Annotated in this window: 24 protein-coding genes and 1 pseudogene; 13 read left to right on the forward strand and 12 right to left on the reverse strand. The window is 64.5% G+C overall.

Annotation, left to right across the window (positions count from 1 at the left end):
- The 6 genes and pseudogenes from PSV33_RS03520 to PSV33_RS03545 all read right to left on the reverse strand — a co-directional run.
- Positions 1–463, reverse strand: a pseudogene (locus PSV33_RS03520) (ABC transporter substrate-binding protein); the annotation flags it as partial.
- 183 nt (positions 464–646) lie between these two features.
- Complete coding sequence (locus PSV33_RS03525) at positions 647–1726, reverse strand: TRAP transporter substrate-binding protein (RefSeq protein ID WP_300558752.1); 1080 nt, start codon at positions 1724–1726, stop codon at positions 647–649.
- Between the two features lie 200 nt (positions 1727–1926).
- The gene (folE2, locus tag PSV33_RS03530) at positions 1927–2757 is read right to left on the reverse strand and encodes a GTP cyclohydrolase FolE2 (RefSeq protein WP_300558755.1); all 831 of its coding nucleotides are present in this window, start codon (positions 2755–2757) and stop codon (positions 1927–1929) included.
- The gene (dxs, locus tag PSV33_RS03535) at positions 2754–4649 is read right to left on the reverse strand and encodes a 1-deoxy-D-xylulose-5-phosphate synthase (RefSeq protein WP_300558757.1); all 1896 of its coding nucleotides are present in this window, start codon (positions 4647–4649) and stop codon (positions 2754–2756) included. The genes folE2 and dxs overlap by 4 nt, the downstream gene beginning before the upstream one ends.
- Positions 4650–4717: 68 nt before the next feature.
- On the reverse strand, positions 4718–5629 hold the full coding sequence (locus PSV33_RS03540) for a polyprenyl synthetase family protein (RefSeq protein ID WP_300558762.1): 912 nt from the start codon (positions 5627–5629) through the stop codon (positions 4718–4720).
- A 5-nt stretch (positions 5630–5634) separates the two neighbouring features.
- On the reverse strand, positions 5635–5874 hold the full coding sequence (locus PSV33_RS03545; protein WP_300558764.1) for an exodeoxyribonuclease VII small subunit: 240 nt from the start codon (positions 5872–5874) through the stop codon (positions 5635–5637).
- A 241-nt stretch (positions 5875–6115) separates the two neighbouring features.
- On the opposite strand from PSV33_RS03545, the gene PSV33_RS03550 reads away from it, so the two are divergent.
- The 4 genes from PSV33_RS03550 to PSV33_RS03565 all read left to right on the forward strand — a co-directional run bounded on the left by PSV33_RS03550 (position 6116) and on the right by PSV33_RS03565 (position 11834).
- Positions 6116–7234 carry an aromatic ring-hydroxylating dioxygenase subunit alpha gene (locus PSV33_RS03550; RefSeq protein ID WP_300558768.1) on the forward strand — a complete coding sequence of 373 codons (1119 nt, stop codon included), beginning with the start codon at positions 6116–6118 and terminating at the stop codon, positions 7232–7234.
- Between the two features lie 99 nt (positions 7235–7333).
- Positions 7334–8257: a DMT family transporter gene (locus PSV33_RS03555; RefSeq protein WP_300558770.1), complete on the forward strand. Its 924-nt coding sequence runs from the start codon at positions 7334–7336 to the stop codon at positions 8255–8257.
- 31 nt (positions 8258–8288) lie between these two features.
- Positions 8289–9191, forward strand: a complete 903-nt coding sequence (locus tag PSV33_RS03560) for a sulfurtransferase (protein ID WP_300558773.1) — start codon at positions 8289–8291, stop codon at positions 9189–9191.
- A gap of 66 nt (positions 9192–9257) precedes the next feature.
- Positions 9258–11834, forward strand: coding sequence for a PAS domain S-box protein (locus PSV33_RS03565; RefSeq protein WP_300558776.1), 2577 nt, complete (start codon positions 9258–9260; stop codon positions 11832–11834).
- Between the two features lie 58 nt (positions 11835–11892).
- Here the strand turns inward: PSV33_RS03565 and PSV33_RS03570 are convergent, their stop codons facing one another.
- Positions 11893–12375, reverse strand: coding sequence for a hemerythrin domain-containing protein (locus PSV33_RS03570; protein ID WP_300558779.1), 483 nt, complete (start codon positions 12373–12375; stop codon positions 11893–11895).
- Between the two features lie 420 nt (positions 12376–12795).
- On the opposite strand from PSV33_RS03570, the gene PSV33_RS03575 reads away from it, so the two are divergent.
- The 7 genes from PSV33_RS03575 to PSV33_RS03605 all read left to right on the forward strand — a co-directional run bounded on the left by PSV33_RS03575 (position 12796) and on the right by PSV33_RS03605 (position 19002).
- Positions 12796–13878: a LacI family DNA-binding transcriptional regulator gene (locus PSV33_RS03575; protein WP_300558781.1), complete on the forward strand. Its 1083-nt coding sequence runs from the start codon at positions 12796–12798 to the stop codon at positions 13876–13878.
- A gap of 166 nt (positions 13879–14044) precedes the next feature.
- On the forward strand, positions 14045–14716 hold the full coding sequence (locus PSV33_RS03580; RefSeq protein ID WP_300558784.1) for an amino acid ABC transporter permease: 672 nt from the start codon (positions 14045–14047) through the stop codon (positions 14714–14716).
- Positions 14716–15369: an amino acid ABC transporter permease gene (locus PSV33_RS03585; RefSeq protein ID WP_300558787.1), complete on the forward strand. Its 654-nt coding sequence runs from the start codon at positions 14716–14718 to the stop codon at positions 15367–15369. The genes PSV33_RS03580 and PSV33_RS03585 overlap by 1 nt, the downstream gene beginning before the upstream one ends.
- Before the next feature lie 59 nt (positions 15370–15428).
- Positions 15429–16235, forward strand: a complete 807-nt coding sequence (locus tag PSV33_RS03590; RefSeq protein WP_300558790.1) for a transporter substrate-binding domain-containing protein — start codon at positions 15429–15431, stop codon at positions 16233–16235.
- Positions 16236–16254: 19 nt separating this feature from the next.
- On the forward strand, positions 16255–17046 hold the full coding sequence (locus PSV33_RS03595; protein ID WP_300558793.1) for an amino acid ABC transporter ATP-binding protein: 792 nt from the start codon (positions 16255–16257) through the stop codon (positions 17044–17046).
- Positions 17036–18004 carry a sugar kinase gene (locus tag PSV33_RS03600; protein WP_300558796.1) on the forward strand — a complete coding sequence of 323 codons (969 nt, stop codon included), beginning with the start codon at positions 17036–17038 and terminating at the stop codon, positions 18002–18004. The genes PSV33_RS03595 and PSV33_RS03600 overlap by 11 nt, the downstream gene beginning before the upstream one ends.
- A 14-nt stretch (positions 18005–18018) precedes the next feature.
- A complete protein-coding gene (locus tag PSV33_RS03605) occupies positions 18019–19002 on the forward strand; it encodes a D-glycerate dehydrogenase (RefSeq protein WP_300558799.1) in 984 nt (327 codons plus the stop codon).
- Between the two features lie 366 nt (positions 19003–19368).
- Here PSV33_RS03605 and PSV33_RS03610 read toward each other — a convergent pair whose 3' ends face one another.
- The 5 genes from PSV33_RS03610 to polA form a co-directional block, all read right to left on the reverse strand.
- Positions 19369–19677 carry a hypothetical protein gene (locus tag PSV33_RS03610; protein ID WP_300558801.1) on the reverse strand — a complete coding sequence of 103 codons (309 nt, stop codon included), beginning with the start codon at positions 19675–19677 and terminating at the stop codon, positions 19369–19371.
- A 1-nt stretch (position 19678) separates the two neighbouring features.
- Complete coding sequence (locus tag PSV33_RS03615; RefSeq protein WP_300558803.1) at positions 19679–19858, reverse strand: hypothetical protein; 180 nt, start codon at positions 19856–19858, stop codon at positions 19679–19681.
- Positions 19859–19943: 85 nt separating this feature from the next.
- Positions 19944–20819, reverse strand: coding sequence for a ZIP family metal transporter (locus PSV33_RS03620; RefSeq protein WP_300558805.1), 876 nt, complete (start codon positions 20817–20819; stop codon positions 19944–19946).
- Positions 20820–20937: 118 nt separating this feature from the next.
- Positions 20938–21837: a dienelactone hydrolase family protein gene (locus PSV33_RS03625; protein WP_300558807.1), complete on the reverse strand. Its 900-nt coding sequence runs from the start codon at positions 21835–21837 to the stop codon at positions 20938–20940.
- A gap of 169 nt (positions 21838–22006) precedes the next feature.
- On the reverse strand, positions 22007–24838 hold the full coding sequence (polA, locus tag PSV33_RS03630) for a DNA polymerase I (protein ID WP_300558808.1): 2832 nt from the start codon (positions 24836–24838) through the stop codon (positions 22007–22009).
- Positions 24839–25331: 493 nt separating this feature from the next.
- Between polA and PSV33_RS03635 the strand changes: the two genes are divergently transcribed.
- Positions 25332–25697 (forward strand): hypothetical protein, encoded by a 366-nt coding sequence (locus PSV33_RS03635; protein ID WP_300558809.1) that lies wholly within the window; start codon positions 25332–25334, stop codon positions 25695–25697.
- Between the two features lie 34 nt (positions 25698–25731).
- Entirely contained in the window at positions 25732–26721 is a 990-nt protein-coding gene (locus PSV33_RS03640) for a homoserine kinase (RefSeq protein WP_300558810.1), read from the forward strand.
- Positions 26722–26841: the final 120 nt, after the last annotated feature.

Genomic DNA, 26841 nt, shown 5'->3' on the forward strand with positions numbered 1-26841 from the left:
GGCAGCCGGTGTTGCCGGCCGGGAAGTTGATGATGTTGTACTTGGCGTAGAACTCACGCATCAGCTTCAGGCCATTGCCCTCGTACATCCAGGCCGACATCTGGCGGCTGTTCAGGCCGAAGGGGATGGCACAACCCAGGGCGAAGGTTTCGTCCTTGCCAAAGAAGTAATACGGCGCGGTGTGCGCGACTTCGACCGTGCCGTTCTGCACGCCATCCACCACGCCGAATGCAGGCATCAACTCGCCGGCAGCATGGGTCGAGATGGTGAATTTGCCACCGCTCATTTCGCCGACTTTTTTGGCAAAGGTCTCGGCTCCGCCAAAAATGGTGTCCAGCGATTTGGGGAAGCTTGATGCGAGGCGCCAGCGGATGGCGGCCCCCTGGGCCTGAACGGCAGGCGCGATGCCGGCAGCCAGGACGCCGGCAATACCGGCATTTTTGATAAGCGAACGACGATCCATGAGCAAACTCCTCAGTTATAGATAGATTAAAAGGATTACTGACACCCCGCGAGTCTAGGAGGAGGTCGATCTATAACTATTGGGAGTTACCCCCTCAGGGCTTCACCTGATGGAGAAAATGCAACAGGACGCCACCCCGCCCGCTCGGGGGAAGTGACGTCCTGTCCGGCCGGCCGCAGCGGCTTACAGTTTCTGCGACTGCATGAAGCTGTCGAAACGCGCTTCCGTGAAGCGGAACCACAGGTTCTGGTCACGCCGGAAGCTGGAGAAATCGTCGTAGATTTTTTTCCAGGCCGGGTTTTTTGCGCTGATCTCGGCGTACAGGGCCATGGACTCCTTGAAGGCGCGGTCCATGATGTCCTTGGGGAAAGGCAGAACCTTGGTCTTGCTGCCCACCAGTTGCTTCAGCGCGGTCGGGTTCTTGGCATCGTACTTGGCCTGCATCTCGACGTGGGCGTAAGCCGTAGCCGCTTCGACGATCGCCTTGTTTTCCGGCGAAAGGGCTTCATAGGCCTTGTTGTTGATGAAAAACTCGAGCTGCGGGCCACCCTCCCACCAGGCCGGGTAGTAGTAGTAAGGCGCGACCTTGTTGAAGCCGAGCTTCTGGTCGTCGTAGGGGCCAATCCACTCAGCCGCGTCCAGCGTGCCTTTTTCGAGGGCCTGGTAAATTTCACCGCCCGGAATGTTCTGAGGCACCACGCCCATGCGCTCGAGCACCTTGCCGGCAAAACCGCCGACGCGGAATTTCAGGCCCTTGAGGTCGGCCACCGACTTCATTTCCTTGCGGTACCAGCCGCCCATCTGGCAGCCCGTGTTGCCGCCCGGGAAGTTCACGATGTTGTAGTTCTTGTAGAACTCACGCGTCAGCTTCAGGCCGTTGCCCTCATACATCCAGGCGGTCATCTGGCGGCTGTTCAGGCCAAAGGGAATCGAGCAGCTCAGGGTGAAAGCGTCGTCCTTGCCAAAGAAGTAGTAGGCAGCGGTATGGGCCATTTCGACCGTGCCGTTCTGCACGCCATCGACCACGCCGAAAGCAGGCATCAACTCGCCAGCCGCGTGTGTGGAAATGACAAATTTTCCGCCGCTCATTTCGTTGACCTTTTTGGCAAAGGTCTCTGCACCGCCGAACACCGTGTCCAGCGACTTGGGGAAGCTCGATGCGAGGCGCCAGCGGATGGCGGCCTGGGCGTGTACAGCCGGTGCAACACCAGCTGCAAGCACACCCGCGATACCGGCATGTTTGATGAGGGAACGACGATCCATTGAGAAAGCTCCGGGAGTTGATAAAACGGTTGTTTGCTAACAGCGCCGCGCAAAGCGGGGCCCTGTTCGTATGTGTACTTATTGTAGAAAAAGGAGAAGCCCGGGCAGCGGGGGTTATCCCGTCAAAACACCTCTCAAATCGCAGGTCTTCAGGCTACTGTCAGGAATGAAAAAAAGCGGTGCGCCCGAGCACGCAGCGTTCAATCGATGGCGCGCTCGATCACCGCATAGGCATCGTGAGCGTGGATCGATTCGAAGTTGGTGACCTCCACCCGGTAGCCGGCGATGCGGGCGTCGGCATCGAGCGCCAGGGCCACGTCACGGATCAGGTCTTCGACAAATTTGGGGTTGGCATACGCCCGCTCGGTGACCCATTTTTCGTCGGGTCGTTTGAGCAGGCCCCAGAGCTCGCAGGACGCGTTGTCCTCGGCAAAACGCACCAGCTCGCTCCAGTCCATCGTTCCGGCCAGCATGGCCAGCAGCTTGATGTGCGAGCGCTGGTTGTGCGCACCGTCATCGCTGACCTCCTTGGAGCACGGACACAGCGACTTGACCGGCACCGTGGCCTGCATGCTGATGCGGGTGGCGCCACCCTGGCGCCGGGCCAGCCAGGCGCCGTCGTACTCCATCAGGCTTTGCAGCCCGCTCACCGGTGCCGACTTCCGGATGAAAAACGGAAACTTCACTTCAATGTGGCCTTCATCGGCTTCCAGCAAGCGCAGCATGCTCTCCATTTCGGAGCGCAGCAAGTTTGCCGTCAGCGCCTGGCCGCGCAGCGTCAACGCATCCAGCCACGCGATCAGGCGCGACATGTGGGCGCCCTTCTGGTCGGCGCGCAAACCCACATCGAGTGTCCAGCTGCCCACCGTCGGCTGTGCCTGGCCTGCCACCACCACGCTCAGGGGGTAACGCAGCGAGGTGATGCCGACGCGCTGGATGGGCAGTCGGCGCAGGTCGGCCCGGCCCTGCACATCGGGCATGGCCGAGAACCCCTGCAAAGGGCTGTCCCCCATTTTCACGATCGCCGTCATGCCACGGATTTGAGCGTGTGCTTGGCCGGCCGGGCCGGCGCGGGCAGGACACCAAAACGCGTGACGATCGCCAGCTCGATCCCGGCAGCGTCCAGCCCCTGCAGGGCCAGCAGCCTGGCCGGATCACCGTGCTCCGTGAATTCATCGCGCAGGCCCAGGTGCAGCAAGGGCTTGACGACACCTGCGGCAGCCAGCGCCTCCGCCACGGCGCTGCCGGCGCCACCCATGATGGAGCCTTCTTCCACCGTGACCAGGGCCTCATGACTGCCCGCCACCTGCAGCAGCAGTTCGATGTCGAGCGGCTTGGCCCAGCGCATGTTGACCACCGTGGCGCCGAGTTTATTGGCCGCTTCCAGGGCCGGATGCAGCAAGGTGCCAAAGGCCAGAATCGCCACGCCCGCGCCCTGGCGACGCAGCTCACCCTTGCCAAAAGGCAAGGCATCGAGGTGGGCCTGCGTGGCCACACCGGCACCGGCGCCGCGCGGATAACGTACGGCCACCGGATGGTTCTGCTCATACGCGCTGCTGAGCAGCATGCGGCACTCGTTCTCGTCGGCCGGGCAGGCGACGCTCATGTTGGGGATGCAGCGCAGGTAAGCGATGTCGTAGGCGCCCGCGTGCGTGGCACCGTCGGCTCCCACCAGCCCGGCGCGGTCGAGGGCAAACACCACCGGCAGGTTCTGCAGCGCCACATCGTGGATCAGCTGGTCGTAACCACGCTGCAGAAAGGTCGAATAGATCGCCACCACCGGCTTGAGGCCTTCGCAGGCCATGCCCGCGGCAAACGTGACCGCGTGTTGCTCGGCGATGCCGACGTCGTAATAACGGTCGGGGAAGCGCTGATGGAACTCCACCATGCCCGAGCCTTCGCGCATGGCCGGGGTGATACCGACCAGCCGGCTGTCCTTCTCGGCCATGTCGCACAGCCAGTGGCCGAAGACCTGGGTGAAAGTCTGTTTTGCCGGTGCCGTGGACTTCTGCAGCCCCATGGTCGGATCGAACTTGCCCGGGCCGTGGTAGGCCACCGGGTCGGCCTCGGCCAGCTTGTAGCCCTGGCCTTTTTTGGTGACCACGTGCAGGAACTGCGGGCCCTTGAGGTGCTTGATGTTTTCCAGCGTGGGGATCAGCGACTCCAGGTCATGGCCGTCGATGGGGCCGATGTAGTTGAAGCCAAAATTCTCGAACAGCGTTGCCGGCACCACCATCCCCTTGGCATGGGTCTCCAGCCGCTTGGCCAGCTCGAAAAGCGGTGGTGCCACCTTGAGCACCTGCTTGCCGACATTTTTGGCCGAGGCATAAAACTGCCCGCTCATGAGCTGCGCGAGGTAGCGGTTGAGCGCGCCTACCGGGGGGCTGATGCTCATGTCGTTGTCATTGAGGATCACCAGCAGGTTGCAGTCGCAGACACCGGCATTGTTGAGCGCCTCGAAAGCCATGCCTGCACTCATGGCGCCGTCACCGATGATGGCCACCGCATGGCGCTCTTCACCCTTTTGTTTGGCCGCCATGGCCATGCCCAATGCGGCGGAAATCGAGGTCGAGGAATGTGCGGTGCCAAACGTGTCGTATTCGCTTTCATCGCGCCGCGGAAAGCCGCTGAGCCCGCCGAACTGGCGCAGGCTGGCCATGCGTTCGCGCCGGCCGGTCAGGATCTTGTGCGGGTAGGTCTGGTGGCCCACGTCCCAGACCAGCCGGTCCTCGGGCGTGTTGAACACGTAGTGCAGCGCCACCGTGAGTTCGACCGTGCCCAGGTTGGAACTCAGGTGCCCGCCGGTCTGCGACACGCTGTGCAGCACATAGGCGCGCAACTCGTCGGCCAGCGTCCTGAGCTGGGGACGCGGCAGCAGGCGCAGGTCTGCCGGGCTGTGGATGGTTTCTAGCAGTGGGTACATCGTGGTGTCTTGTTTCTGATGTCTCGTTTTCTGGAGAGGCCGGTCGCTATTTTTTCTCGAGTCTGTGCTCACGACGTTCGGTTGACCAGCATGTCGGCCAGCGCGCTGAGCGCAGCCGTGGGCCCGAGTTCGCTGGCTTTCAGGCTGTGATGCGCTTGGGACAGCAACTCCTGCGCGTAATTGCGCGAGGCCGGCAGGCCCATTAGCGACACAAAGGTGGGCTTGTCCTGGGCGGCGTCCTTGCCCGCGGTCTTGCCCAGCGTCGCCGAATCGGCCGTGACGTCCAGGATGTCGTCCACCACCTGGAAAGCCAGCCCCACGGCGGCGCCGTAGTCACACAGCGCGTTTCGTGCCGGGGCCGGGGCAGCGCCGCAGGCGGCGCCCATCATCACGCTGGCCTGCAGCAGGGCGCCGGTCTTGAGCCGGTGCATGTCATGCAGCTCCGCCGAGGTCAGCGCCTTGCCGACGCTGGCCAGGTCGATCGCCTGCCCGCCGGCCATGCCCTGGTAGCCCGCTGCCTGGGCCAGCATGCGGCACAGGGTCGCCTGCGTCGCGGGGTCGATGGAGCCGTCTTCCGGTGTCAGCAGCTCGAAGGCCAGCGCCTGCAGCGCATCGCCGGCCAGCAAGGCCTGCGCCTGGCCGAATTTCACATGCACCGTCGGCTTGCCGCGTCGCAGGATGTCGTTGTCCATGCAGGGCATGTCGTCGTGCACCAGCGAATAGGCGTGAATCAGTTCCACCGCACAGGCCACGCGCAGCGCCGCAGCGGGACTGCCTTGCACCGCCTCGCAGGCGGCCATGACCAGCAAGGGACGCAGCCGTTTGCCTCCATCGAGCACCGCGTAACGCATGGCATCGCCGAGCCCGGCCGGTGCGGGTCGGGGTTCAGGTGGGGCCACCCAGCGGTTCAGGGCCTGCTCGACGGCGGCGAGTTGGCGGGCGCTCCAGGCGCCCAGCTCAAAATGGATGTACTCAGTCAATGGGCTTACTCTTGGTTCCAGGGCTTGGTGTCGTTGCCTTCCAGCACCTTGATCTGGTTTTCCACGGCCTCAAGCTTGCCGCGGCAGAACTTGAGCAGCTCGGCGCCGCGCTGGTAACCGGTGAGCAGCTGATCCAGCGGCAATTGGCCGGATTCGAGACGGGCCACCAGGGTTTCGAGTTCTTCCAGCGCAGCTTCGTAACTGGCGGGTGTGGCGGGGACGGGGGCAGAGGAGGTTTTGGCCATGGGTATTTGGTTGGAAGAGTGATTTTAGGCCGTTGTGCGGCGTTTTCCGCCCTGATGGCATTGTGGGCGTTCCAGACCACCTGTTCATGGGATGGCGCTCACCCGCCCGGGGCAGCGCGCAGCGGCACAAAGCGGGGCCCACACGGTACAATCGACGGGCTTCACGCCTTGACGCCCCGCCTGCCTGACAGGGTTGTCTGCCCCTTCATCCACCCCCGAAACTGCCTGTTTCGGAAATTGCATGTCTGATCTAAGCCTCCGTCTCCTGCAGGCCACCAGCCAGCTCCCCGTTTCCAGCTACTTTGACGCCGGCCTGTACCAGCGGGAGCAGCAAAAGCTGTTTGCCCGCGGCCCGCGCTATGTGGGGCATGAGCTCTCGGTGCCCCATCTGGGCGACTACTACGCCCTGCCCCAGGAACTCGGCGGCCGCGCGCTGGTGCGCAATGCGACCGGGGTCGAGCTGATCTCCAACGTCTGCCGGCACCGCCAGTCCACCATGCTGCAGGGCCGGGGCAACACCGGCAGCAACATCGTCTGCCCGCTGCACCGCTGGACCTACAACACCAACGGCGAGCTGATAGGCGCCCCGCATTTCGAGGTCGACCCCTGCCTGAACCTGAACCGCTACCAGACCAGCAGCTGGAACGGCCTGGTGTTTGAAGACAACGGCCGCGACATCGCCGCCGAGATGGCCCCGCTGGGTGCCATGCCCGATCTCGACTTTTCGGGCTATCAGCTCGACCGGATCACCCTGCACGAATGCAACTACAACTGGAAGACCTTCATCGAGGTCTATCTGGAGGATTACCACGTTGGCCCCTACCACCCGGGCCTGGGGGCCTTCGTGACCACCGACGACCTGCGCTGGGAGCTGACGCCGCACTACTCGGTGCAAACCGTCGGCGTGTCCGACAAGCTCGGCAAGCCGGGCACCGATGTCTACAAGAAATGGCATGACGTGGTGCTGCAGTACCGCAAGGGTGTGCCGCCCAAGTACGGCGCCATCTGGCTGACCTACTACCCCAACGTGATGGTCGAGTGGTACCCGCACGCCCTGGTGGTCAGCACCCTGCACCCGCAGGGGCCGGACAGGACGCTCAACGTGGTGGAGTTTTTCTATCCCGAAGAGATCTGCGCCTTCGAGCGCGAGTTCATGGATGCGCAGCAGGCCGCCTACATGGAGACCTGCGTCGAAGACGACGAGATCGCACTGAGCATGGACGCCGGCCGCAAGGCCCTGATGCAGCGCGGCGACAACGAGTTCGGCCCCTACCAGAGCCCGATGGAAGACGGCATGCAGCACTTTCACGAGTGGTACCGCCGCGAGATGGGCGCGAGCAAAACCACGCAAATGCTTTGACGCGGTCTGTCCGGCAGTCAAAGCTATGAATTTCATAGCTGCTTGCGCAGGACCCGCCTGGGCTGCAACCACTTTCTACTTCTAACCACGAGCTCCGCGATGCAAGCCCTCTGGATGTTGGCCGCCGCCTTCTTTTTTGCCACCATGGCGGTGTGCGTCAAGTTCGCCTCGGTGCATTTCAACAGCGCGGAACTGGTGTTTTACCGCGGACTGCTGGGCATGCTGTTCATGTGGGCGCTGGCCCGCACACGTGGCGTGACGCTGGCCACCCGTTATCCCGGCATGCACATGTGGCGCAGCCTGGTCGGCGTGATTTCGCTGGGCGCCTGGTTTTACGCCATCGCCCACCTGCCCCTGGCCACGGCCATGACGCTGAACTACATGAGCAGTGTCTGGATCGCCACCTTTCTGGTAGGCGGCGCGTTGCTGATGGGCTTGCTTCCCGCGCGCGGCCAGGCCTCGGCGGGAAGCATCTCCTCGCAAGGTCCGCTGGTGCTGACGGTGATCACCGGTTTCATCGGAGTCGTGATGATGCTGCGACCAACGATAGAGCAGAACCAGGCCTTCGCCGGCCTGATCGGGCTGATGTCCGGCCTGTTGGCCGCCTTTGCCTACATGCAGGTCATGGCCCTGGCCCGTGTCGGCGAACCCGAAACCCGCACGGTGTTTTATTTCGCAGTCGGCTCGGCCATCGCCGGTGGCCTGGGCATGCTGGTGGCCGGCATCTCCGAGTGGCACTGGAAGCCGGCGCTGTGGCTGCTGCCCCTGGGCGTGCTGGCCTCGCTGGGCCAGCTGTGCATGACGCGGGCCTATAGCATGGCCAAAACCCGCAGTGCCACCCTGGTGGTCGCAAACTTGCAATACTCCGGTATCGTGTTTGGCGCAATCTACAGTCTGGTGCTTTTTGGCGACCATGTTCCCCTGCTGGGCTGGGCCGGCATGGCGCTCATCGTGGCCAGCGGCATCGCAGCCACGGTGCTGCGCGCCCGGGCCGCGCCGGGCGCGCCTGCCGAAGAACACTGAATCACGGGCTTGTTTTTCAACCGGAGCGACCATGTACCCCACCCTGATTTCTGCCGAACAGCTGCAGGCCCTGATGGGCAGCGGCCAGCCCTGCCGCGTGTTTGACTGCAGCTTCGAGCTGATGCAGCCCCATGCGGGCAAACAGCTGTATCTGGAGGCTCACATCCCGGGTGCGGTGTATGCCAACCTCGATACCGACCTGAGCGCCAGACACGGCGTGCCTGGGACGCACGGGGTGCTCACCGTGCGCAGCGGCGCGGACCAGCCCGCTTCCGGCGGTCGCCATCCGCTGCCCAATCGCGAAAAATTTGCCACCTGGCTGTCCAGCGTGGGCTTCAGCAATGACATGCAGGCCGTGGTGTATGACCGCAACGGTGCCAACTACTGCGGCCGCCTGTGGTGGATGCTCAAGTGGGCCGGTCACGAAGCAGTCGCCGTGCTCGACGGCGGGCTGCAGGCCTGGCGGGCCGCGGGCGGTGCGGTCAACCGCGGCGAAGAGCCTTCGCACTTCCAGTCCATCTTTTTCCCCGGCCCTGAAAAGGCGCTGCTGGTCGATGGCCAAACGGTGACCGACCACCTCGGCCAGCCCGGCCAGACCCTGCTGGACGCCCGCGCGCCAGCAAGGTTTCGCGGCGAAGTGGAACCGCTGGACCCGGTGGCCGGCCACATTCCCGGCGCACTGAACCGGCCGTTTGCCGAAAACATGGGGCCTGACGGCAAGTTCAAGCCCGCCGTGCAGTTGCGGGCCGAGTTTGAAGCACTGCTGGCCGGCCGCAACCCGGCGAGCGTGGTGCACCACTGCGGCAGTGGTGTCAGCGCGGTGCCCAATCTGCTGGCGATGGAAATCGCCGGCCTCGGCCGCACCGGTCTTTACGCCGGCAGCTGGAGCGACTGGTGCAGCGACCCCGGCCGTCCTGTGGCCACGGGGAACTGAGGCCACCAACAAATAGTCGCCAGCGCGCAATGCAGTGCTTTAGTATTCACCAAACCTGCACCCGCCATGTCCGACACCTCCGCTTCCCACGAATCCACCCGCCAGCTGGCGGCGGCGCTCATAGAGCAACGTTATTCACGCGGGCTGCGCTCCCTGTTGCTGATGCTGCTGGCCAGCCTGCCGCTGGTGCTCGGCCTGTCGCTTGCCCAGGAAATCGGCGACGTCCAGATCATCGTGATCGTCACCGCCCTGACACTGACTGTATTTGGCTACTGGCTGCTGCACCGCGGGTACTACCAGTGGACTGGCTACCTGCTGGTTTATGCCCTGATCGGGCTGTCGGCCGCTGGCATGGTGGCTTACGGCTCGGTCCGCAGTGCGCTGTTGCTGGGTTTTGTCGGCGCCGTGATCGCCGCCGGAATGATGCAGGGGAAAAAGTCCCTGATCGCGGCGGTTGTGATGAGCTCCCTTGTCCTGGGCCTGCTGAGCTGGGCCGAACAGGCCGGCCTGCTGGTCAAGCCGGATTTTTCGGTCAACCTGAGGTTCTGGCTGGTCAATGTCCTGCTGCTCACCGGCATTGCCGGCAGCGTGTTCACCAGCCGTCAGGTGGTGCTACGGGCACTGCGCGAGCAGCATGCCGAATTGCGCCGGCGCGAGAAAGCTGAAGACGAACTGCGACTGAGCGAAGACCGCTTCAGCCGCATTTTTCGCAGCAGCCCGGCGGCCATCATCGTGCAGGACCTCGAAGCGATGACGGTACTCGACGTGAACCCCGCCTTCGAGCGCCTGTGGGGCTACACGCGTGATGAGTCCCTGGGCGGCACCGACGTTCACCTGTGGCAGGACCCGCAAGCGCGCAAGTCATTCCAGTTGCAGATGGCCACCTCGGGCCGTGCCATCAACCTGCCGCTGGAAGGCCGCAGAAAAGACGGCCGCCTGATCAGCGTCCTGCTGTCAACCGAAATTGAAGGCCGCGGCCAGGGCCGTATCGTGGTCTCCACCATCACCGACGCCACCGCCGAAACCCAGGCCAGGCTGGCAGCGCGCCAGTCGGCCGAACTGTTCTCCAAGGCTTTTGATCACAGCCCCATCAACATGACCATCACGCGGGTTTCCGACGGCACCTTCCTGGCCGTCAATGCCGCCGAGGACTACGTGCAGGGTCTCACCCGGGAAGAACTGCTGGGCCGCACCTCGGTGGAAGCCGGGGTCTGGACCAGCGAGCAAGAGCGTGCGCAGTACATCGCCGAAATTCGTGCAAAGGACGGTGTGGTGCAGCGAGAAACCCGGATGCGGCATAAAAACGGGACCATGATGGACTGCCAGATCTGGTCGGTCATCGTCGATATTGCCGGCGAGTCCTGCATCCTGAGCTCCACCATCAACATCAGCGAGCAAAAGCGCCGGGAAGCCCAGCTGATCGATGTCGCCAAAGCCCTGTCGAGCGGCACCGGCGAAGCCTTCTTCCGTTCCGTCGTCCAGCACCTGGCCATGGCCCTGGATGCAGATCTGGTGATCGTGGGCGAAATCATGCCGGACCAGAGCGTGGCCTCACTGGCCATGGTTCAGGACGGCGAGTTGCAGCCTGACATCCGTTATGCGCTGGCCGGCACGCCCTGCGACCAGGCCCTCAGCCAGTCCGACCTGTGTGTCCACAACGAGGGCGTGCAACAACTTTTTCCGCACGACCGGGTTCTGGCGGAGGGCAACTTCCACGCCTACGTGGGCGCGGCGTTGCGCGATGCCGATGGCACCCCCATAGGTGTCGCCAACGCCTTGTGGCGAAACCCCCAACCCCGCTCCGCCGACCGGGACGCGCTGATGCAGATTTTTGCCAGTCGCATCACGGCCGAGCTGGTGCGCCTGCGGCGCGACCGCGAAATTTCGCGCTTCAATGAAACGCTGGAGCAGCGCGTCAACGAGCGCACCGAGCAGCTCCTGGCGACCAACGCAGAGCTGGAGTCTTTCGGCTATTCGGTCTCACACGACCTGCAGTCGCCGCTGCGCAGCATCGAGGGCTTCAGTGTGCTGCTGGCGCGCCGCCTCAAGGGCCGGCTCAGCGACGAGGAGCAGCGCCTGTTTGATCGCATCCGGGTCAACGTGGTGCGCATGCACGAACTGATCAACGACCTGCTGGCGCTGGCCCGCGTCAGCAAGGGACGGCTGGTACTGGAGGAAGTCGACCTCAGCTTCATGGCGGAGCAGGTGGTCATGCAGGAAAGGCAACGCGACCCGAAGCGCCCGGTGAGTGTCACCATCCAGCCGGGCATCCAGGGCCGCTGCGACAGTAAACTCGCACGCATCATCCTTGAAAACCTGATCGGCAACGCCTGGAAATACTCGCGCCAGCAGTCGGAGGCGACCATCGAGTTCGGCCAGATGCCCGCGCGCGAGGGCGGGCGCAAGATGCTGTTCGTGCGCGACAACGGCGCCGGATTCAACATGGACTATGCGGACAGCCTGTTCAAGCCTTTCCACCGGCTGCACCATGAAACCGAATTTGAAGGCAGCGGCATCGGCCTGGCGACCGTGCACCGCATTCTGGAGCGGCACGGCGGGCTGATACGCGGGGAGTCATCCGAGGGTCAGGGCGCGTGTTTCTATTTTTCCTTCGATCCCCGGGTTGGCGCCATCGTGGCCTGAGCGCCGCGGCAAGCCGTCAGGACAGACCCCCGCGCGGCGGGGGCCGTGGTCAGGCCTCTCAGGCAGACACCCCGTCATTGGCCAGCAGCTCTTCCTTGAGCGTCTTCAGATCGGCGACCATGCCCTTGAGGTCCATGTCGCTCTTGCGGGCCTTGGTGAACATCTCCTCACGCTCTTCCTCCACGTGATGGTCAATGTATTCGCCAAGCACAATGACCTTGGCGTCGAACAGCTCTTCGTCGGCTTCCATGCCCGAAATCTGCGCAATCAGGTCCTTCGCGCTGGCATGCTCGACCTCGGCTTCGTTGAGCAACGCGTCGTCACCGATGGCCTCGCGCGCTGCGGGGTAGAAGATCTGCTCTTCGATATCGGCATGCACGGTCAGCTCCTTGCAGATCCGGTCGGCCAGGGCCTTGCGTTCCGCGGCGGGCGCCTCGGTTTCACTGAGTTTTTTGAACTGGGTGAACAGTTTCTTGACGGCAATGTGATCGGCATCGAGCAGATCGACGGCATCGTTCATCTTGGGCGGGGCTTTGCTCATGGTGGGCTTCCTGGTAATGGTAGGTTGGTGACTTGCAGCACCGGCAGTGCTGCATGCATGGCGGAGGGCCAGACACAGAAATGACTTTAGGTAGCGCCCTCATGCGCTTTTGTCAGACGCAGTTGATGTTTTTGTAGGACAGCACGAAACGACGCCTCATTGCGATTTGTCCTATAGCCGGAGCCTGGAGACATTGAGCGTCGGCGCGTGAACTTGCTGAGTGGAAGACAGGGCCGCCCCGGCAGCGTGCCGTCCCTCCACACCGGACTGCCCTCGGCTTTTAGCCACAAAATTTTTCATCAAATCGGTCCGAAGTCCAATGAAAACCGGCGTTAACTGCTATTTATTCTGTAGCAACCCCCAGAGTGCTACCATTTGCTGAAACTGGTTTCACGCCGTGTCCACGGCGCCTGCCTCGCCATGCCCACCTCTGCACTCCTGACTGCCACCGCTACCGCGCCGCGCCCCACCATTGCCGATGTGGCGCGTGCCGCCGGGGTGTCCAAAGCCACCGTCTCGCGCTTCCTGAACCACCGCGACAAGCTCCTGAGCCCTGACATCGCCAGCCGCGTCGAGGTCGCCGTCGCCGCCCTGTCCTATGTGCCCAGCCCGATGGCGCAGGCCCTCAAGCGCGGCCGCTCGCGCCTGATCGGCCTGGTCGTGGCCGACGTGACCAACCCGTTTTCCGTGGCCGTGCTGCGCGGGGCCGAAAAAGCCTGCCAGGAGGCCGGCTACCTGCTGATGCTGTACAACCTTGGCAACAACGGCGCGCGAGAACGCGAAGCCATTGAAGCCCTGACCTCTTACCAGGTCGATGGTTTCATCCTCAACACTCTGGGCCGGGATGCCGGGGCGGCGGCGGCGGCGGCGCGCCACGGCAAGCCGGTCGTGCTGGTGGACCGGCGCCACCAGGGCATGCAGGCTGACTTTGTCTCGCTGGACAATGCCGGCTCGGTGCGTCTGGCAGCCAGCCATCTGGTCGAGCGCGGCTATCGCGAGCTGCTGTTCGTGTCGGAACCGGTCCGCGACGTCAGCTCTCGCGTGGAACGCGAAGCCGCCTTTCATGCCTTCCTCTTGGAGAGCTCAAGCTCGCCGGCAGTGACAGGCGCTACCTTCGAGAGCAGCGCCGACGATGCCGACGGACTGGACCAGGCCTTGCGGGCGCTGCGTCAGCGCGCCGGCCAGCGCCTGCCGGGCATCGTGGCAAGCAACGCGGTGGTCACCCTGCGGGTGGTCGCGGCCATGGCCAGACTCGGCTGGCGTTTCGGCGAGCAGGTGGGACTGGTCGGGTTTGACGAAACCGAATGGTCGCCCTACGTCGGCCCCGGCCTGACCACCATCGCGCAGCCGACCGACGATATCGGCCGCACGGCCGCTGACTGTCTGCTTGAGCGCCTACGCGGCCTGGCGCCGCCGGCGCGGCAGATTCTGCTGCCCAGCCAGCTCATCGTGCGCGGCTCGTCCTCGCCACACCAGCCCGACCCGCCCTCCGGCCAGGCCTAGGGTTATCCATGCTTTCGGCAGGTACGGGAATTCTTCTATAATTCACTGAAACCGGTTTCATAGACCTTCGCAACCTCTCCAGCTGAGTGTCCAGCACGTCGTTCCAGGAATTTTCGCGTTTCCCTGATTGCGGCGCCTGCGCGCCACCCAGCGCCGCCGCCCGTCCATGAATTACACATTTCAATTCGGTGATGTCTTTGCAGCCTGGCCCCTGTTGCTCAAGGGCACCTGGAACACCATCGAGCTGTCGCTGCTGGCGATGCTGTTCGGGCTGGTCCTGGCCATCGCCTGCGCATGGGGCAAAACCGCCGGGCCCCGGCCCCTGCGGTTTGTGATCAATGCCTACATCGAGCTGATCCGCAACACGCCTTTCCTGGTGCAGCTGTTCTTCTTCTTTTTTGCACTGCCGGCGCTGGGCCTGCGCTGGTCAGCCTACACCGCGGCGCTGACGGCCATGGTCATCAACCTCGGGGCCTATGCGACGGAGATCATCCGCGCCGGCATCGAATCCATTCCCAAGGGCCAGATCGAGGCAGGGCTGGCGCTCAACCTCAAGCGCCACGAGATTTTCCGTTTTGTGATTCTCAAGCCGGCACTCAAGGCGATCTACCCGGCGCTGACCAGCCAGTTCATCCTGCTGATGCTCAGTTCAGCGGTGGTCTCGGCGATCTCCGCCGACGACCTGACCTCGGTCGCCGCCAACCTGCAGTCGCAGACCTTTCGCAGCTTCGAGATCTACATCGTGGTCGCCGGCATCTACCTGCTGCTGGCACTGGCCTTTTCCGCGCTGTTCCGCCTGATCTACCGGAGCAGCCTCAACTACCCGGACCGCCGCTGATGCGTACCTTCGGCCTTCCCGAATTCCTGTTCATCCTGCAGGCGGCGCAGTGGACCATTGTGCTGTCGCTGATCGCCTTTGCCGGTGGCGCCATCGGCGGGCTGATGATTGCCCTGGCGCGCACCTCCGGCAACCGTTCAGCACAGCTGCTGTCGGGCGGCTTCATCCAGATTTTTCAGGGCACACCGCTGCTGCTGCAGCTGTTCCTGGTGTTTTTCGGCGCGCCGGTGCTGGGTTTGGACATCAATCCCTGGGTCGCGGCCGGCGTGGCGCTGGTGCTCAACAGCAGTGCCTTCCTCGGCGAAATCTGGCGCGGCTGCATCCAGGCGGTGCCAGCGGGACAGACGGAAGCAGCCCATGCGCTGAGCCTCTCCTACAGCGCGCGCCTGCGCGACGTGGTCCTGCCGCAGGCCTTCAAGATCGCGCTGGCGCCCACCGTGGGCTACATGGTGCAGATCATCAAGGGCACCTCACTGGCCGCCATCATCGGCTTCACCGAGGTCACCCGCGCCGGCCAGATCATCAACAACGCCACTTTCCAGCCGCTCATCGTTTTCAGCGTGGTCGCGGCGATTTATTTCGTGCTGTGCTGGCCGCTGTCGCTGCTGGCCGCGCGGATGGAGCGCCGGCACGCCGCAGCGCTCTCACGCTGACCGCAAGGCAGCAGCTTCGCAGCTTTCGTTTCTTCCCCTCAATCCACGGAGACTTCCCCATGATCAAATCCCTGCAACGCCGCGTGTTCACCGGCACCGCCCTCGCCCTCGCCATGGCCGCCACGCTGTCGGCCTGGGCCCCCGCGGCCAACGCGCAAAGCGTGGCTGACATCAAGAAAAAAGGCGAGCTCACCGTCGGCATGCTGGTGGACTTTCCGCCCTATGGCACGACCAACAGCGCCAATCAGCCCGACGGTTACGACGCCGACGTGGCGCGCCTGATGGCCAAGGACCTCGGCGTCAAGCTCAACCTGGTGCCGGTGACCGGCCCCAACCGCATTCCCTTCCTGCTGACCAACAAGGTCGACCTGTTGGTCGCTTCGCTGGCCGTCACGCCCGAGCGCGCGAAGCAGGTGCAGTTCTCCAAGCCCTATGCCGCCGCCAGCATCGTGGTCTACGGCGACAAGAAGGCCGGCATCAAGACCGCCGCCGACCTCAAGGGCAAACGTGTCGGCGTGGCCCGGGCCAGCACCCAGGACGTGGCGCTGACCGCCGTGGCGCCTGAAGGCACCGAGATCCGCCGCTTCGACGACGACGCCTCGGCCATGCAGGCGCTGATGTCCGGCCAGGTCGATGTGATCGGCTGCTCGACCACGGTCGCTGCGCAGATCGACAAGCGTGCGCCGGCCAACACCTATGAAAACAAGTTCCTGCTGCGCCAGCAGGTCATGGCGGTTGCCATGCGCCCCGGCCAGGCCGAGCTGCTCAAGACCGTGGACGACTTCGTCGCCCGCAACACGGCCAACGGCGAGCTCAACAAGCTGTACCGCAAGTGGCTGGAAACCGATCTGCCGAAAATGCAATAAACCCCTGGACGGTGCTTTCATGACAGACACAATGCCTTCCCGGCCCCCGGTCGCGGGGGCCGAACCCATCATCCGCATCGAAGCGGTGGACAAATGGTTCGGCAAGTTCCAGGTGCTGACCGACATCAACCTGAGCGTGGCGGCCGGGGAACGCATTGTGGTCTGCGGGCCGTCGGGCTCGGGCAAGTCCACGCTGATCCGCTGCATCAACCGCCTGGAGACCGTGCAGAAAGGCCGCATCGTGGTGGACGGCATCGACCTCACCGCCGGCGGCAAGAATGTCGATTCGGTGCGCCAGGAAGTCGGTATGGTGTTCCAGCAGTTCAACCTGTTTCCGCACCTGACCATCCTGCAGAACTGCATGCTGGCGCCGATGCGCTCGCGCGGCCTGAGCAGGCAGGAAGCCGAAGCCATTGCGATGAAGTACCTCACGCGCGTGCGCATTCCGGAGCAGGCACAGAAATACCCGAGCCAGCTCTCGGGCGGCCAGCAGCAGCGCGTGGCGATCGCGCGGGCGCTGTGCATGACGCCCAAGATCATGCTGTTCGACGAGCCCACCTCGGCGCTGGACCCGGAAATGGTCAAGGAGGTGCTGGACACCATGATCAGCCTGGCCGACGAAGGCATGACCATGCTGTGTGTCACGCACGAGATGGGTTTTGCCCGCAGCGTGGCCGACCGCGTGATCTTCATGGCCGACGGCCGCATCATCGAGCAGGCGCCGCCTCAGCAGTTCTTCAGCAACCCGCAGCACGAGACGACACGCAACTTCCTCGGCCAGATCCTGAGTTCGCACCAACATGCCCACTGAAGGGACCGGCGTACAGGACAGCGCGCTGGACGTTGTCACCTTCGGCGAAGCCATGCTGCTGCTGGTCGCCGACCGGCCCGGCCCTCTCGAGGACGCCGGGGCGTTCCACAAACGCACGGCCGGCGCCGAAACCAATGTGGCGATCGGCCTGGCCCGCCTGGGCCTGAAAGTCGGCTGGGCCAGCCGCCTGGGCACCGACATGATGGGCCGCTACCTGATCAAGGCCATGGCCGGCGAAGGCATCGACTGCTCGCACGTGATCTGTGACCCCACGCAGAAAACCGGTTTCCAGTTCAAGGGCCGCGTGTTCGACGGCAGCGACCCGCCGGTGGAATACCACCGCCAGGGCTCGGCCGCCAGCCACATGGGGGTGCAGGACATCGACGAGGCCTGGCTGCTGTCGGCGCGGCATCTGCACGCGACCGGCGTGTTTGCCGCGGTGTCGGCCAGCACACTGCCCGCCGCGCGCCGCACCCTGGACCTGATGCGCGCCGCTGGCCGCAGCGTGTCCTTCGACCCCAACCTGCGCCCCACGCTCTGGGCCAGCCCCGCGCTGATGCGTGAAGCCATCAACGACCTGGCAGCACGCGCCCACTGGGTGCTGCCCGGCCTCGAGGAAGGCCGCTTTCTCACCGGTGAAACCAGCGCCGAAGGCATTGCCCGCTTTTACCGCCAGCGCGGCGCACAACTCGTGGTCGTCAAGCTCGGCAGCGAGGGCGCGTATTTCGATGGCGACAGCGGCTGCGGCCACGTGCCCGGCTTTCCGGTGCCCGAGGTGGTCGACACCGTGGGCGCCGGCGACGGGTTTGCCGTCGGTGTGATCAGCGGCCTGCTCGACGGACTGAGCGTGCCGCAGGCGGTGCGACGCGGCGCCTGGATAGGCGCGCGCGCCGTGCAGGTGCTGGGCGACAGCGAAGGCCTGCCCACCCGCGCCGAACTCAACGCCGCCCAACTCTGAACAAGGCTCTCCTCATGCGCAAACACGTCCTGGTCTTTCGCGAACTGCCCCCGGACCAGCTGGCACGCCTGCAGGCGCAGCACGAGGTGACCGTAGCCAACCCGCGCATCCCCGCCCAGCTGCCGGCGTTTCGCGCAGCGCTGGCCACGGCCGAAGGCCTGATCGGCGCGAGTTACCCGGTGGATGAAGCGCTGCTTGCCGCCGCGCCGCGGCTGCGGGTCATCTCCAGCGTCTCTGTCGGCGTGGACAACTACGCGCTGCCCGCCCTGGCGGCACGCGGCATCCTGTTGTGCCACACGCCGGGCGTGCTCGACGAGACCGTGGCCGACACCGTGTTTGCCCTGCTGATGGCGACCAACCGCCGCATCGTCGAACTGGCAACCCTGGTCCGCGACGGCGGCTGGACAAAAAACATCGGCGAAGAAATGTTCGGTGTTGACGTGCATGGCAAGACGCTGGGCCTGCTCGGCTTTGGCCGCATCGGACAGGCCATTGCGCGCCGGGCAGCACTGGGCTTCGGCATGCCCGTGCTCTACCATGCACGCCGGCCTGTCGACCTGGCGGTACAGGCGCCCGAACTGCACGGCCGTGCCAGGCACACGCCGCTGGACGCGCTGCTGGCGCGCGCAGACATCGTGGTGGCCATGCTGCCCCTGTCCGGCGAAACACGCGGCCTGATGGGTGCGCGGGAGTTCGCGCTGATGAAAGCCGGCGCCATTTTTGTCAACGGCGGGCGCGGCGCCACGGTGCAGGAAGACGCCTTGTTGCAGGCGCTGGACCACGGCACGCTGCGCGCCGCCGGGCTGGATGTATTTGCCACCGAACCGCTGCCGATGGATTCGCCCCTGCGCCGCCATCCGAAAGTCACGGCCTTGCCGCACATCGGTTCGGCGACTTTCGAGACCCGGCACGCGATGGCCGAGCTGGCCACCACCAGCTTGTTACAGGCCCTGGCCGGTGAACGTCCGGCCGCGGTGTTCGACACCAGCACGTCGTAGCGGATCACTTCCCGGCTGTCGCGGCGTTGATGCGCTCAGGCGCTCAGGCGCGTCAATTCACAACCAGATCTGCCAACAGCCCTTGTGCGGCGGGCGCTGGCAGCTATCGAAACAGGAGTGATTGGTCCGGCTGGAGTTCGGCCAGCACAGGCGCCCTCGCGCCGCACGCATCGCCCCATTCCACATTCCCTGCGCCGACACGTCAAAGGTCCGACATGGCGGCGCGCGGCGCGTCCCCCCCGTTACATCGGCTGAGGCGTCGGCTGTACCTGACCCGGATTGGGCGGGGTGGCGATGGGCTGCACCGGTTCGGGCGGCGGCACGTTGGGGTCGGTGGCCATACCTGGTTTTTGTTCGGACACGTTCTTACTTTCTGTGCGGTGCATGGGCGGGGGACGGCTCCACCCGCTGGTCGAGTTCACGGATCATGCGCTCGCCTTCAAGGTCGCGCCCGTCGGACGGAATGTCGCGTTCGTTGCCGATTTGCGGCTCTTCGGTGGGCAGTGCGAGCGCCGTGTCATTGGCCGAGATGTCCACCGCCGGATTGCGCTGCGGCGTGCCGCTCGGGTCCACCGGCAGTGGCGGTGTGGGGTCGTCGTTGCTGTCGTCGCCCGGCGTCACTGCCGGTTCGTCCGGCCCTTCTTCGTCGGGCAGGGCCTTCGGTTCGGCATGCATCTCAGAACCCGCCCAGCGTCAGCGGCACGGTCTCGGTGACCACGGCCGCCGCGGCAGCCATGCTGGCGCAGACGGTGGTGAGGTAGGCGACGTAGGCCGCGGCGATACGGCGGGCCCGGCGGGGTTTGAAAGGGGTGGCTGTCGGCAGGTTCATGGCGGCGTCCTCAAAGAATGCCTTCATGATGGCCGCGCCCGGGCGCCGCGCCTATAGGCTGCCATGCACTGTGTTTGTCAGTGTCCGGCTGACATGGCCGGCCTCCAGCCGCTCAATGCGAGGAATGCGCCAGCCCGCTGACCAGCGTGACCAGGGCAATGCCCACACCCAGCCAGGCAATTTGTGCGAGTGTCTCGCGGGCTGTCAGCCTTTTTTGCAGCTGCGGTATCAGGTCGGCCAGTGCCACATACACAAAGCTGCTGGAGGCCACCACCAGAAAATACGGCAGCCAGTCGTGCAGCATGTCCACCAGCGCGTAACCGATCAGGCCGCCCAGGGCGGTCACGGCGCCGGCCAGCGACACCTTGACCAGGGCCGCGCTGCGGTTGCTGGAGGTGTGGCGCAGCACCACCAGGTCACCCATGTGGTGCGGCACTTCATGCGCCAGCACGGCCAGCGCGGTGATCACGCCCAGGCGCATGTCGGCAACAAAGGCCGAAGCAATCAGGATGCCGTCACCGAAGGCATGCACGCTGTCGCCGGTCAGCACCGCCCAGCTGCCCGATCGGGCGGGGTGGCCGTGGTGATGGTGGTGCGGGTGGCCGTGCTCCAGCGCACCGGGCGCGGTGTTGACGTGTTCGGCCCGTCCGGAGTTGCCCGAGCGCAGCGGCGCGAGCAGATGGCCCGTATCGCCCTGGCCCTGCGGGTCATGGTGCTCATGGCCGTGGTGATACAGCTCGGCCTTGTCGAGCAGGAAGAAAAACACCAGCCCGACCAGCAAGGTGGCAAACAGCTCCTGCGCACCGGCCTGGCTCTCGAAGGCCTCGGGCAGCAGGTGCATGAAGGCGGTCGCCAGCAAGGCGCCAGCAGCCATGCTGAGCATGTGGTTGGTGTAGCGGGCCAGCACGCCAAAGCTGAGCAGCGCCGCCAGCCACACGCTGCCGATGCCGGCAGCCAGGGTGCCGGTCAAAATTGCTATCAATGTCATAGCTGCTCACGCCCGATCTATATGGGCTGAAGCCCGAAAACGTTGTAAAAATCGCCTCAAACGCAAAAAAGCCGCCACACATCGCTGTGGGGCGGCTCCATGCCGGGCGGGCTTGAACTTAAGCGACGCCGTTGGCCTTGAACCACGCCAGAGCGCGTTTCCAGCCGTCTTCTGCCGGCTCCTTGCGGAAGCTCGGGCGGTAGTCGGCGTGGAACGCGTGCGGGGCATCAGGGTACACCACAAACTGGGACGCCTTCGCCGCGGCACTGCCACTGGCCAAGGCCACTTTCATCTTATCAACCGTGTCAAGGGGGATGCCGCTGTCCTGCCCGCCGTAGAGGCCAAGCACGGGGCCGTTCAGGATGGGGGCAATGTCGATCGGGTGTTTGGGCGTGAGCGGCGTGCTGGCGCCGACCAGGCGGCCGTACCAGGCCACGCCAGCCTTGACACCGGGGTTGTGTGCGCTGTACAGCCAGGTGATGCGGCCACCCCAGCAAAAGCCGGTGATGCCCACCTTGGCGGTATCGCCGCCGTTGGCACCCGCCCACTTCACCGCGCCGTCGAGGTCGGCCATGACCTGGCCATCCGGCACCTTGGAGACAACATCGGCCATCAGCTTGGCCATTTCGCCGTACTGCGAGGGGTCGCCCTGGCGCGCATAGAGCTCGGGCGCGATGGCCAGGTAACCGGCCTTGGCAAAACGACGGACGGTGTCGGCAATGTATTCATGCACGCCAAAAATTTCCTGGATCACCAGGATCACGGGCAAATTGGTTTTACCGGCAGGCGCGGCGTAATAGGCCGGGACCTTGAAACCGTTGACTTCAAACGAGGTTTCGCCGGCCTTCAGGCCCTCGGCCGAGGTCTTGATCGCGGTCTGCGCCATGATCGGCAGGGCTGTGGCGGCATAACCGACACCGAGGGCCGCCTTCAGCGCCGTGCGGCGGGTTGCGCCGTTTTCGGTGCTCTGGCCGGGAAGCAGGGAGTCAAACTCGGATTTCTGATCGCTGTGGAGCATGGCGGTTTCCTCAATATCTGGGTTGATGGGACGTGAAAGGGGCGTGAAGGAGGCTGAGCTGATAAAGCAGTCGGAGTCTAGGCGGTCACAGAAGTTCTTGCCGGTGCAGGGAATTACCAGGGGGTATTCCCCCCGTCCCACCGCGGTCATGCCGCCCCTGCTTGCGGGTTCAGTGGGCCTTTTCCCAGTTCGGACCGATGCCGATCTCGGCCAGCAGCGGTACCTTCAGGTCCGCCACCCCGGCCATCAGGCGCGGAATTTCATGGCGCACCCACTCGACCTCGGCCTCGGGCACTTCAAACACCAGTTCGTCGTGCACCTGCATGATCATCTTGGTGGCGCGCTTTTCAGCATCGAGCACGTCCTGCACCTTGACCATGCTGAGCTTGATCAGGTCGGCCGCCGTGCCCTGCATGGGCGCGTTGATGGCCTGCCGCTCCGCCGCTTTCTTGCGCGGGCCATTGCCGCCATTGATCTCGGGCAGGTAAAGCCGCCGGCCAAACACGGTTTCGACAAAATGGTTTTCCCGGGCGAACACCACGGTCTGCTCCATGTAGTTCTTCACACCCGGGTAACGCTGGAAATACTTGTCGATGTAGGCCGCTGCGGCCTTGGTCTCGATGCCCAGGTTGCGCGCCAGGCCGAAACTGCTCATGCCGTAGATCAGGCCGAAGTTAATGACCTTGGCGTAGCGGCGCTGCTCGCTGCTGACCTGGTCCACCGCAACACCGAACACCTCGGCGGCGGTCGCGCGGTGCACGTCCAGGCCGTCGGTGAAGGCGCGCAGCAGCGCTTCGTCTCCGCTCAGGTGGGCCATGATGCGCAGCTCGATCTGCGAGTAGTCGGCGCTGGCGATCATGCAACCGGGCGGCGCCACAAAAGCCTCGCGCACACGCCGGCCCTCCGGCGTGCGCACCGGGATGTTCTGCAGGTTGGGGTCGTTGCTCGACAGGCGCCCGGTCACGGCCACCGCCTGCGCGTAATGTGTGTGCACCCTGCCGGTACGCGGCAGCGCGAGCTGGGCCAGCTTGTCGGTGTAAGTGCCTTTGAGTTTGGAGAGCGAGCGGTGTTCCAGCAGCTTGGCCGGCAATGGGTAATCCTCGGCGAGTTTTTCCAGCACTTCTTCGTCGGTGCTGCGTGCGCCGGTGGCGGTTTTCTTGATCACCGGCATGCCCAGCTTGTCAAAGAAAATTTCGCCCAACTGCTTGGGGCTGCCCAGGTTGAAGGGCTGGCCGGCAATCTCGTAAGCCTCGGCTTCAAGCTGCAGGATGCGCTGCCCCAGCTCGTGGCTTTGCACCGCCAGCATGGGCGCATCAATCAGCACGCCGTTGCGCTCGATGCGGTACAGCGCTTCGCTGCTGCGCATTTCCAGTTCGTAGATGAAACGCAGCTTGTCGTCGGCCTGCAGCCGCGGCCAGAGCACGCGGTGCACGTCCAGGGTCTGGTCCGAGTCTTCACACGAGTATTCGGCGGCCTTGGCGATGTCAACCTGGTTGAACTTGATCTGGTGCGCTCCCTTGCCGCACAGGTCTTCGTAGTTGATGCCGCTGCGGCCCACATGGCGCTCGGCCAGGCTGGCCAGGCCGTGCGGCTTGTGCACTTCCAGCACATAACTCTGCAGCATGGTGTCGTGGGCGTAACCCTGGACCTCGATGCCGTGGTTGGCAAACACATGGCGGTCGTACTTGATGTGTTGTCCGAGCTTGGCCCGGGCCGGGTTTTCCAGCCAGGGCTTGAGCCGCGCCAGCACCTCATCGCGCGGCAACTGCGCAGGCGCATCGGGGTAGTCGTGCGTCAGCGGAATGTAGGCCGCCTCGCCGGGCGTCACGCTGAAACTCAGGCCGACGATCTGGGCCAGCATTTCGTCGAGCGAGGTGGTTTCGGTGTCCAGCGCCACCAGCTCGGCGGCTTCGATTTTTGCCAGCCAGGCGTCGAACATCGGCCAGTCGAGTACGGTGTCGTAACGCAGGTTGGTGGTCCGCTCGGCCAGCGGGGTGGCCAGAAAGGCCGGCTCGTCAAACAGCCCCGGTTCGTCGGGCGACGCTGTGGCCGAGGCCGCCGCGCGGTCCTGGCGGTGGGTGTCGGGTCCGGCCGGCAGCTCGGCCGGGGCATTCTGGGTGTCCAGGCTGCGGACCAGGCCCTTGAACCCGTACTTTTCATAAAAAGCCTTCAAGGCCTCCGTCTGCTGTGCGCCAACAGCTATGTTTTCCATAGCAGGCAGACCCTCGATGTAAGCCTGCAGTTCGCAGTCTTTCTTGATGGTCAGCAGCTCGCGGCCCCGGGGCAGCCAGTCGAGCGACTGGCGCAGGTTGTCGCCGACCACGCCCTTGATTTCGCCGGCACGCGCCACCAGGGCGTCGAGCGAGCCGTATTCGAGCAGCCATTTCACCGCCGTCTTCGGACCGACCTTGGGCACGCCGGGCACGTTGTCCACGGCGTCGCCGACCAGGGTCTGGTAGTCCACCATCAGGCGCGGCGGCACGCCGAACTCGGACTCCACGCCGGCCAGGTCGCGCCGGCGGTCGTTCATGGTGTCGATCACCGTGATGTTTTCGTCGACCAGCTGGCTCAGGTCCTTGTCGCCGCTGGAGATGATGACTTCAATGCCCTGCTGCGACGCCATGCAGGCCAGCGTGCCGATCACGTCGTCGGCTTCCACCCCGGGCACATCCAGCACCTTCCAGCCGAGCAGGCGCACCACCTCGTGGATGGGCTCGACCTGGCTGCGCAAATCGTCGGGCATGGGCGAACGCTGGGCCTTGTACTCGGGGTAAAGCGCATCCCTGAAGGTCGGCCCCTTGGCGTCGAAGACGCAGACGGCGAAGTCGGCACGCACGTCCTTGCGCAGCTTCTGCATCATGTTGATCATGCCGCGAATGGCGCCGGTGGCGGGGCTTTGCGGGTTGCCGGGGTCGGCGCGCAGGTCGGGCATCGCATGGAAAGCGCGGTAGAGATAGCTGGAGCCATCCACCAGCAGCAGTGTTTTTTTGTCGGTGCTCATGGCGAGGGCCTGTTCACACTATTGATGCAAGTGCGAATATGGTTAAAACAACGCCCATCTAGGCGCGCGACGACGCTCAGCCTGGGCGGCTGAGCTAGGAGTGCAACAACGAGTGGCGTTGCTTTAACCATATTCCCTCCGGGTTGCGGCCAAAAAGGCCATGCGCAGCGTTGCAAAGCCTTGCCGGGCGTCAGCCCGGCTGCATTTTGCGCCTCGCGCATGACCTTTTTGACTCGCAACGCATCTTGCATAAATAGTGTGAGCAGGCCCTAGTGTCCTGTCCCGCAAATAAAGGCGATATGAAACTGCCCAGTCAGCCGGCATGCGGCGTTGCTCGTCGTTGCCATAGCTACGGCTATGTCGCCTTCTCGCGCCTTGCCTGACGACTGACTGGACAATTTCATTTCATCACCTTATTTGCGGGACAGGACACTAGATTGTCACCGTTTTGCCGGCCCTATCCACCGGGGTGCCGGCCCCCTACAATGCAGGCATGCAACACCCTCTTTGCTCCCTTCTGTTCGCCGCCACGGCTGTGCTGGCCAGTGCCCCCGTGTTGGCCCAGACGGCGGCGCCTGCCCCGGCAGCGGCACCTGCGCCAGCCCTGCAGCCCGGCACCAACCCGGTCAGCAGCCGGCCCGAGCCGGCCATCCAGCGCATCCGCACGGAAGACGCCGGTTCGCGCATCGACGAAGTGCGCGTGGGCGGCGAGACACAAAGCATCACCGTGCAGCCCAAAGCCAATGTGCCGGCCTATGAGGTCCTGCCCTCCGACGCCACCAAGGGCGGCGGCACCGCACCGTCCACCTCGGGCGCCGGCAGCACCGGCAAACGCGTCTGGAACGTGCTCAAGTTCTAGTTTCTCCCCTTTAGTTCCAGTTTCCGTTTCAGGCATGGCCGTTTACACCGAAGTCTCGTTTGACGAGGCCGCTCCCCTTTTGCATTCGCTCGGTCTGGGGCAGCTGAAGACCCTGGACCCCTGCTCGGGCGGCATCGAGAACACCAACTATTTCGCCGACACCGACCAGGGCCGCTACGTCCTGACGCTGTTCGAACGCCTGGGCTTCGAGCAGTTGCCGTTTTACCTGTACCTGATGCAACACCTGGCGCAGCGCGGCATTCCGGTGCCGGAACCGCACGCCGCCCTGACGGCCGGCGCAGGCAGCTGGCCCGGCGACATCCTGCACAAGCTCAAGGGCAAACCTGCTGCCGTGGTGGACCGCCTGCGCGGCCGCAGCGAACTGTCGCCCACACCCGCCCACTGTGCGGCGGTGGGCGACATGCTGGCGCGCATGCACCTGGCGGGACAGGATTTCGACCGCCAGCAGGCCAACCTGCGCGGCCTGGCCTGGTGGAATGAGACCGTGCCGGTGGTCCTGCCCTACCTCAGCCCCGAACAAAGCAGCCTGATCCGCGCTGAGCTGGCCTACCAGAACCATGTCGCCGCCTCCTCGGCCTGGCAGGCGCTGCCGCGCGGTCCGGTGCATGCCGACCTGTTTCGCGACAACGTGATGTTCGACAGCGACGGCGGCAAGCTGCATCTGACCGGCTTTTTTGATTTTTACTTTGCCGGCTGGGATGCCCTGCTGTTCGACATCGGCGTCAGCCTCAACGACTGGTGTGTGGACCTCGCCACCGGTGAACGCGACACAGCGCGCACTGCGGCCTTCATGACGGCCTACCAGGCCGTGCGGCCCCTGAACGCCCAGGAACGCGGCCTGCTGCCGGCGATGGAGCGCGCCGGTGCCCTGCGTTTCTGGATCTCGCGCCTGTGGGACTTTCACCTGCCGCGCGAAGCCGCGCTGTTGCAGGCGCACGACCCCGGCCATTTTGAACGGGTGCTGCGCCAGCGCGTGGCCCATCCTTGCAGCCTGTCAGACTGACCCTGTTGCGCCGCGCCGTGGCCAGAAGCGGCCAGCTGGAAATAATGCAGGCACCGTTCCCGCTTTTTGCAGCAAACTGCCAGGCCAGCGTTTCAAGAACCTCTCGGTCAATAATTGTTC

Origin of the sequence: Polaromonas sp., assembly GCF_029945895.1 — a bacterium.
GTDB lineage: Bacteria > Pseudomonadota > Gammaproteobacteria > Burkholderiales > Burkholderiaceae_C > Polaromonas.

Bases quoted from the DNA above. Each gene is read 5' to 3' on its own strand.
- PSV33_RS03525 (WP_300558752.1), bottom strand. From the start codon at position 1,726: ATGGATCGTCGTTCCCTCATCAAACATGCCGGTATCGCGGGTGTGCTT.
- folE2 (WP_300558755.1), bottom strand. From the start codon at position 2,757: ATGACGGCGATCGTGAAAATGGGGGACAGCCCTTTGCAGGGGTTCTCG.
- dxs (WP_300558757.1), bottom strand. From the start codon at position 4,649: ATGTACCCACTGCTAGAAACCATCCACAGCCCGGCAGACCTGCGCCTG.
- PSV33_RS03545 (WP_300558764.1), bottom strand. From the start codon at position 5,874: ATGGCCAAAACCTCCTCTGCCCCCGTCCCCGCCACACCCGCCAGTTAC.
- PSV33_RS03550 (WP_300558768.1), top strand. From the start codon at position 6,116: ATGTCTGATCTAAGCCTCCGTCTCCTGCAGGCCACCAGCCAGCTCCCC.
- PSV33_RS03555 (WP_300558770.1), top strand. From the start codon at position 7,334: ATGCAAGCCCTCTGGATGTTGGCCGCCGCCTTCTTTTTTGCCACCATG.
- PSV33_RS03560 (WP_300558773.1), top strand. From the start codon at position 8,289: ATGTACCCCACCCTGATTTCTGCCGAACAGCTGCAGGCCCTGATGGGC.
- PSV33_RS03565 (WP_300558776.1), top strand. From the start codon at position 9,258: ATGTCCGACACCTCCGCTTCCCACGAATCCACCCGCCAGCTGGCGGCG.
- PSV33_RS03570 (WP_300558779.1), bottom strand. From the start codon at position 12,375: ATGAGCAAAGCCCCGCCCAAGATGAACGATGCCGTCGATCTGCTCGAT.
- PSV33_RS03575 (WP_300558781.1), top strand. From the start codon at position 12,796: ATGCCCACCTCTGCACTCCTGACTGCCACCGCTACCGCGCCGCGCCCC.
- PSV33_RS03580 (WP_300558784.1), top strand. From the start codon at position 14,045: ATGAATTACACATTTCAATTCGGTGATGTCTTTGCAGCCTGGCCCCTG.
- PSV33_RS03585 (WP_300558787.1), top strand. From the start codon at position 14,716: ATGCGTACCTTCGGCCTTCCCGAATTCCTGTTCATCCTGCAGGCGGCG.
- PSV33_RS03590 (WP_300558790.1), top strand. From the start codon at position 15,429: ATGATCAAATCCCTGCAACGCCGCGTGTTCACCGGCACCGCCCTCGCC.
- PSV33_RS03595 (WP_300558793.1), top strand. From the start codon at position 16,255: ATGACAGACACAATGCCTTCCCGGCCCCCGGTCGCGGGGGCCGAACCC.
- PSV33_RS03600 (WP_300558796.1), top strand. From the start codon at position 17,036: ATGCCCACTGAAGGGACCGGCGTACAGGACAGCGCGCTGGACGTTGTC.
- PSV33_RS03605 (WP_300558799.1), top strand. From the start codon at position 18,019: ATGCGCAAACACGTCCTGGTCTTTCGCGAACTGCCCCCGGACCAGCTG.
- PSV33_RS03610 (WP_300558801.1), bottom strand. From the start codon at position 19,677: ATGCATGCCGAACCGAAGGCCCTGCCCGACGAAGAAGGGCCGGACGAA.
- PSV33_RS03615 (WP_300558803.1), bottom strand. From the start codon at position 19,858: ATGAAGGCATTCTTTGAGGACGCCGCCATGAACCTGCCGACAGCCACC.
- PSV33_RS03620 (WP_300558805.1), bottom strand. From the start codon at position 20,819: ATGACATTGATAGCAATTTTGACCGGCACCCTGGCTGCCGGCATCGGC.
- PSV33_RS03625 (WP_300558807.1), bottom strand. From the start codon at position 21,837: ATGCTCCACAGCGATCAGAAATCCGAGTTTGACTCCCTGCTTCCCGGC.
- polA (WP_300558808.1), bottom strand. From the start codon at position 24,838: ATGAGCACCGACAAAAAAACACTGCTGCTGGTGGATGGCTCCAGCTAT.
- PSV33_RS03635 (WP_300558809.1), top strand. From the start codon at position 25,332: ATGCAACACCCTCTTTGCTCCCTTCTGTTCGCCGCCACGGCTGTGCTG.
- PSV33_RS03640 (WP_300558810.1), top strand. From the start codon at position 25,732: ATGGCCGTTTACACCGAAGTCTCGTTTGACGAGGCCGCTCCCCTTTTG.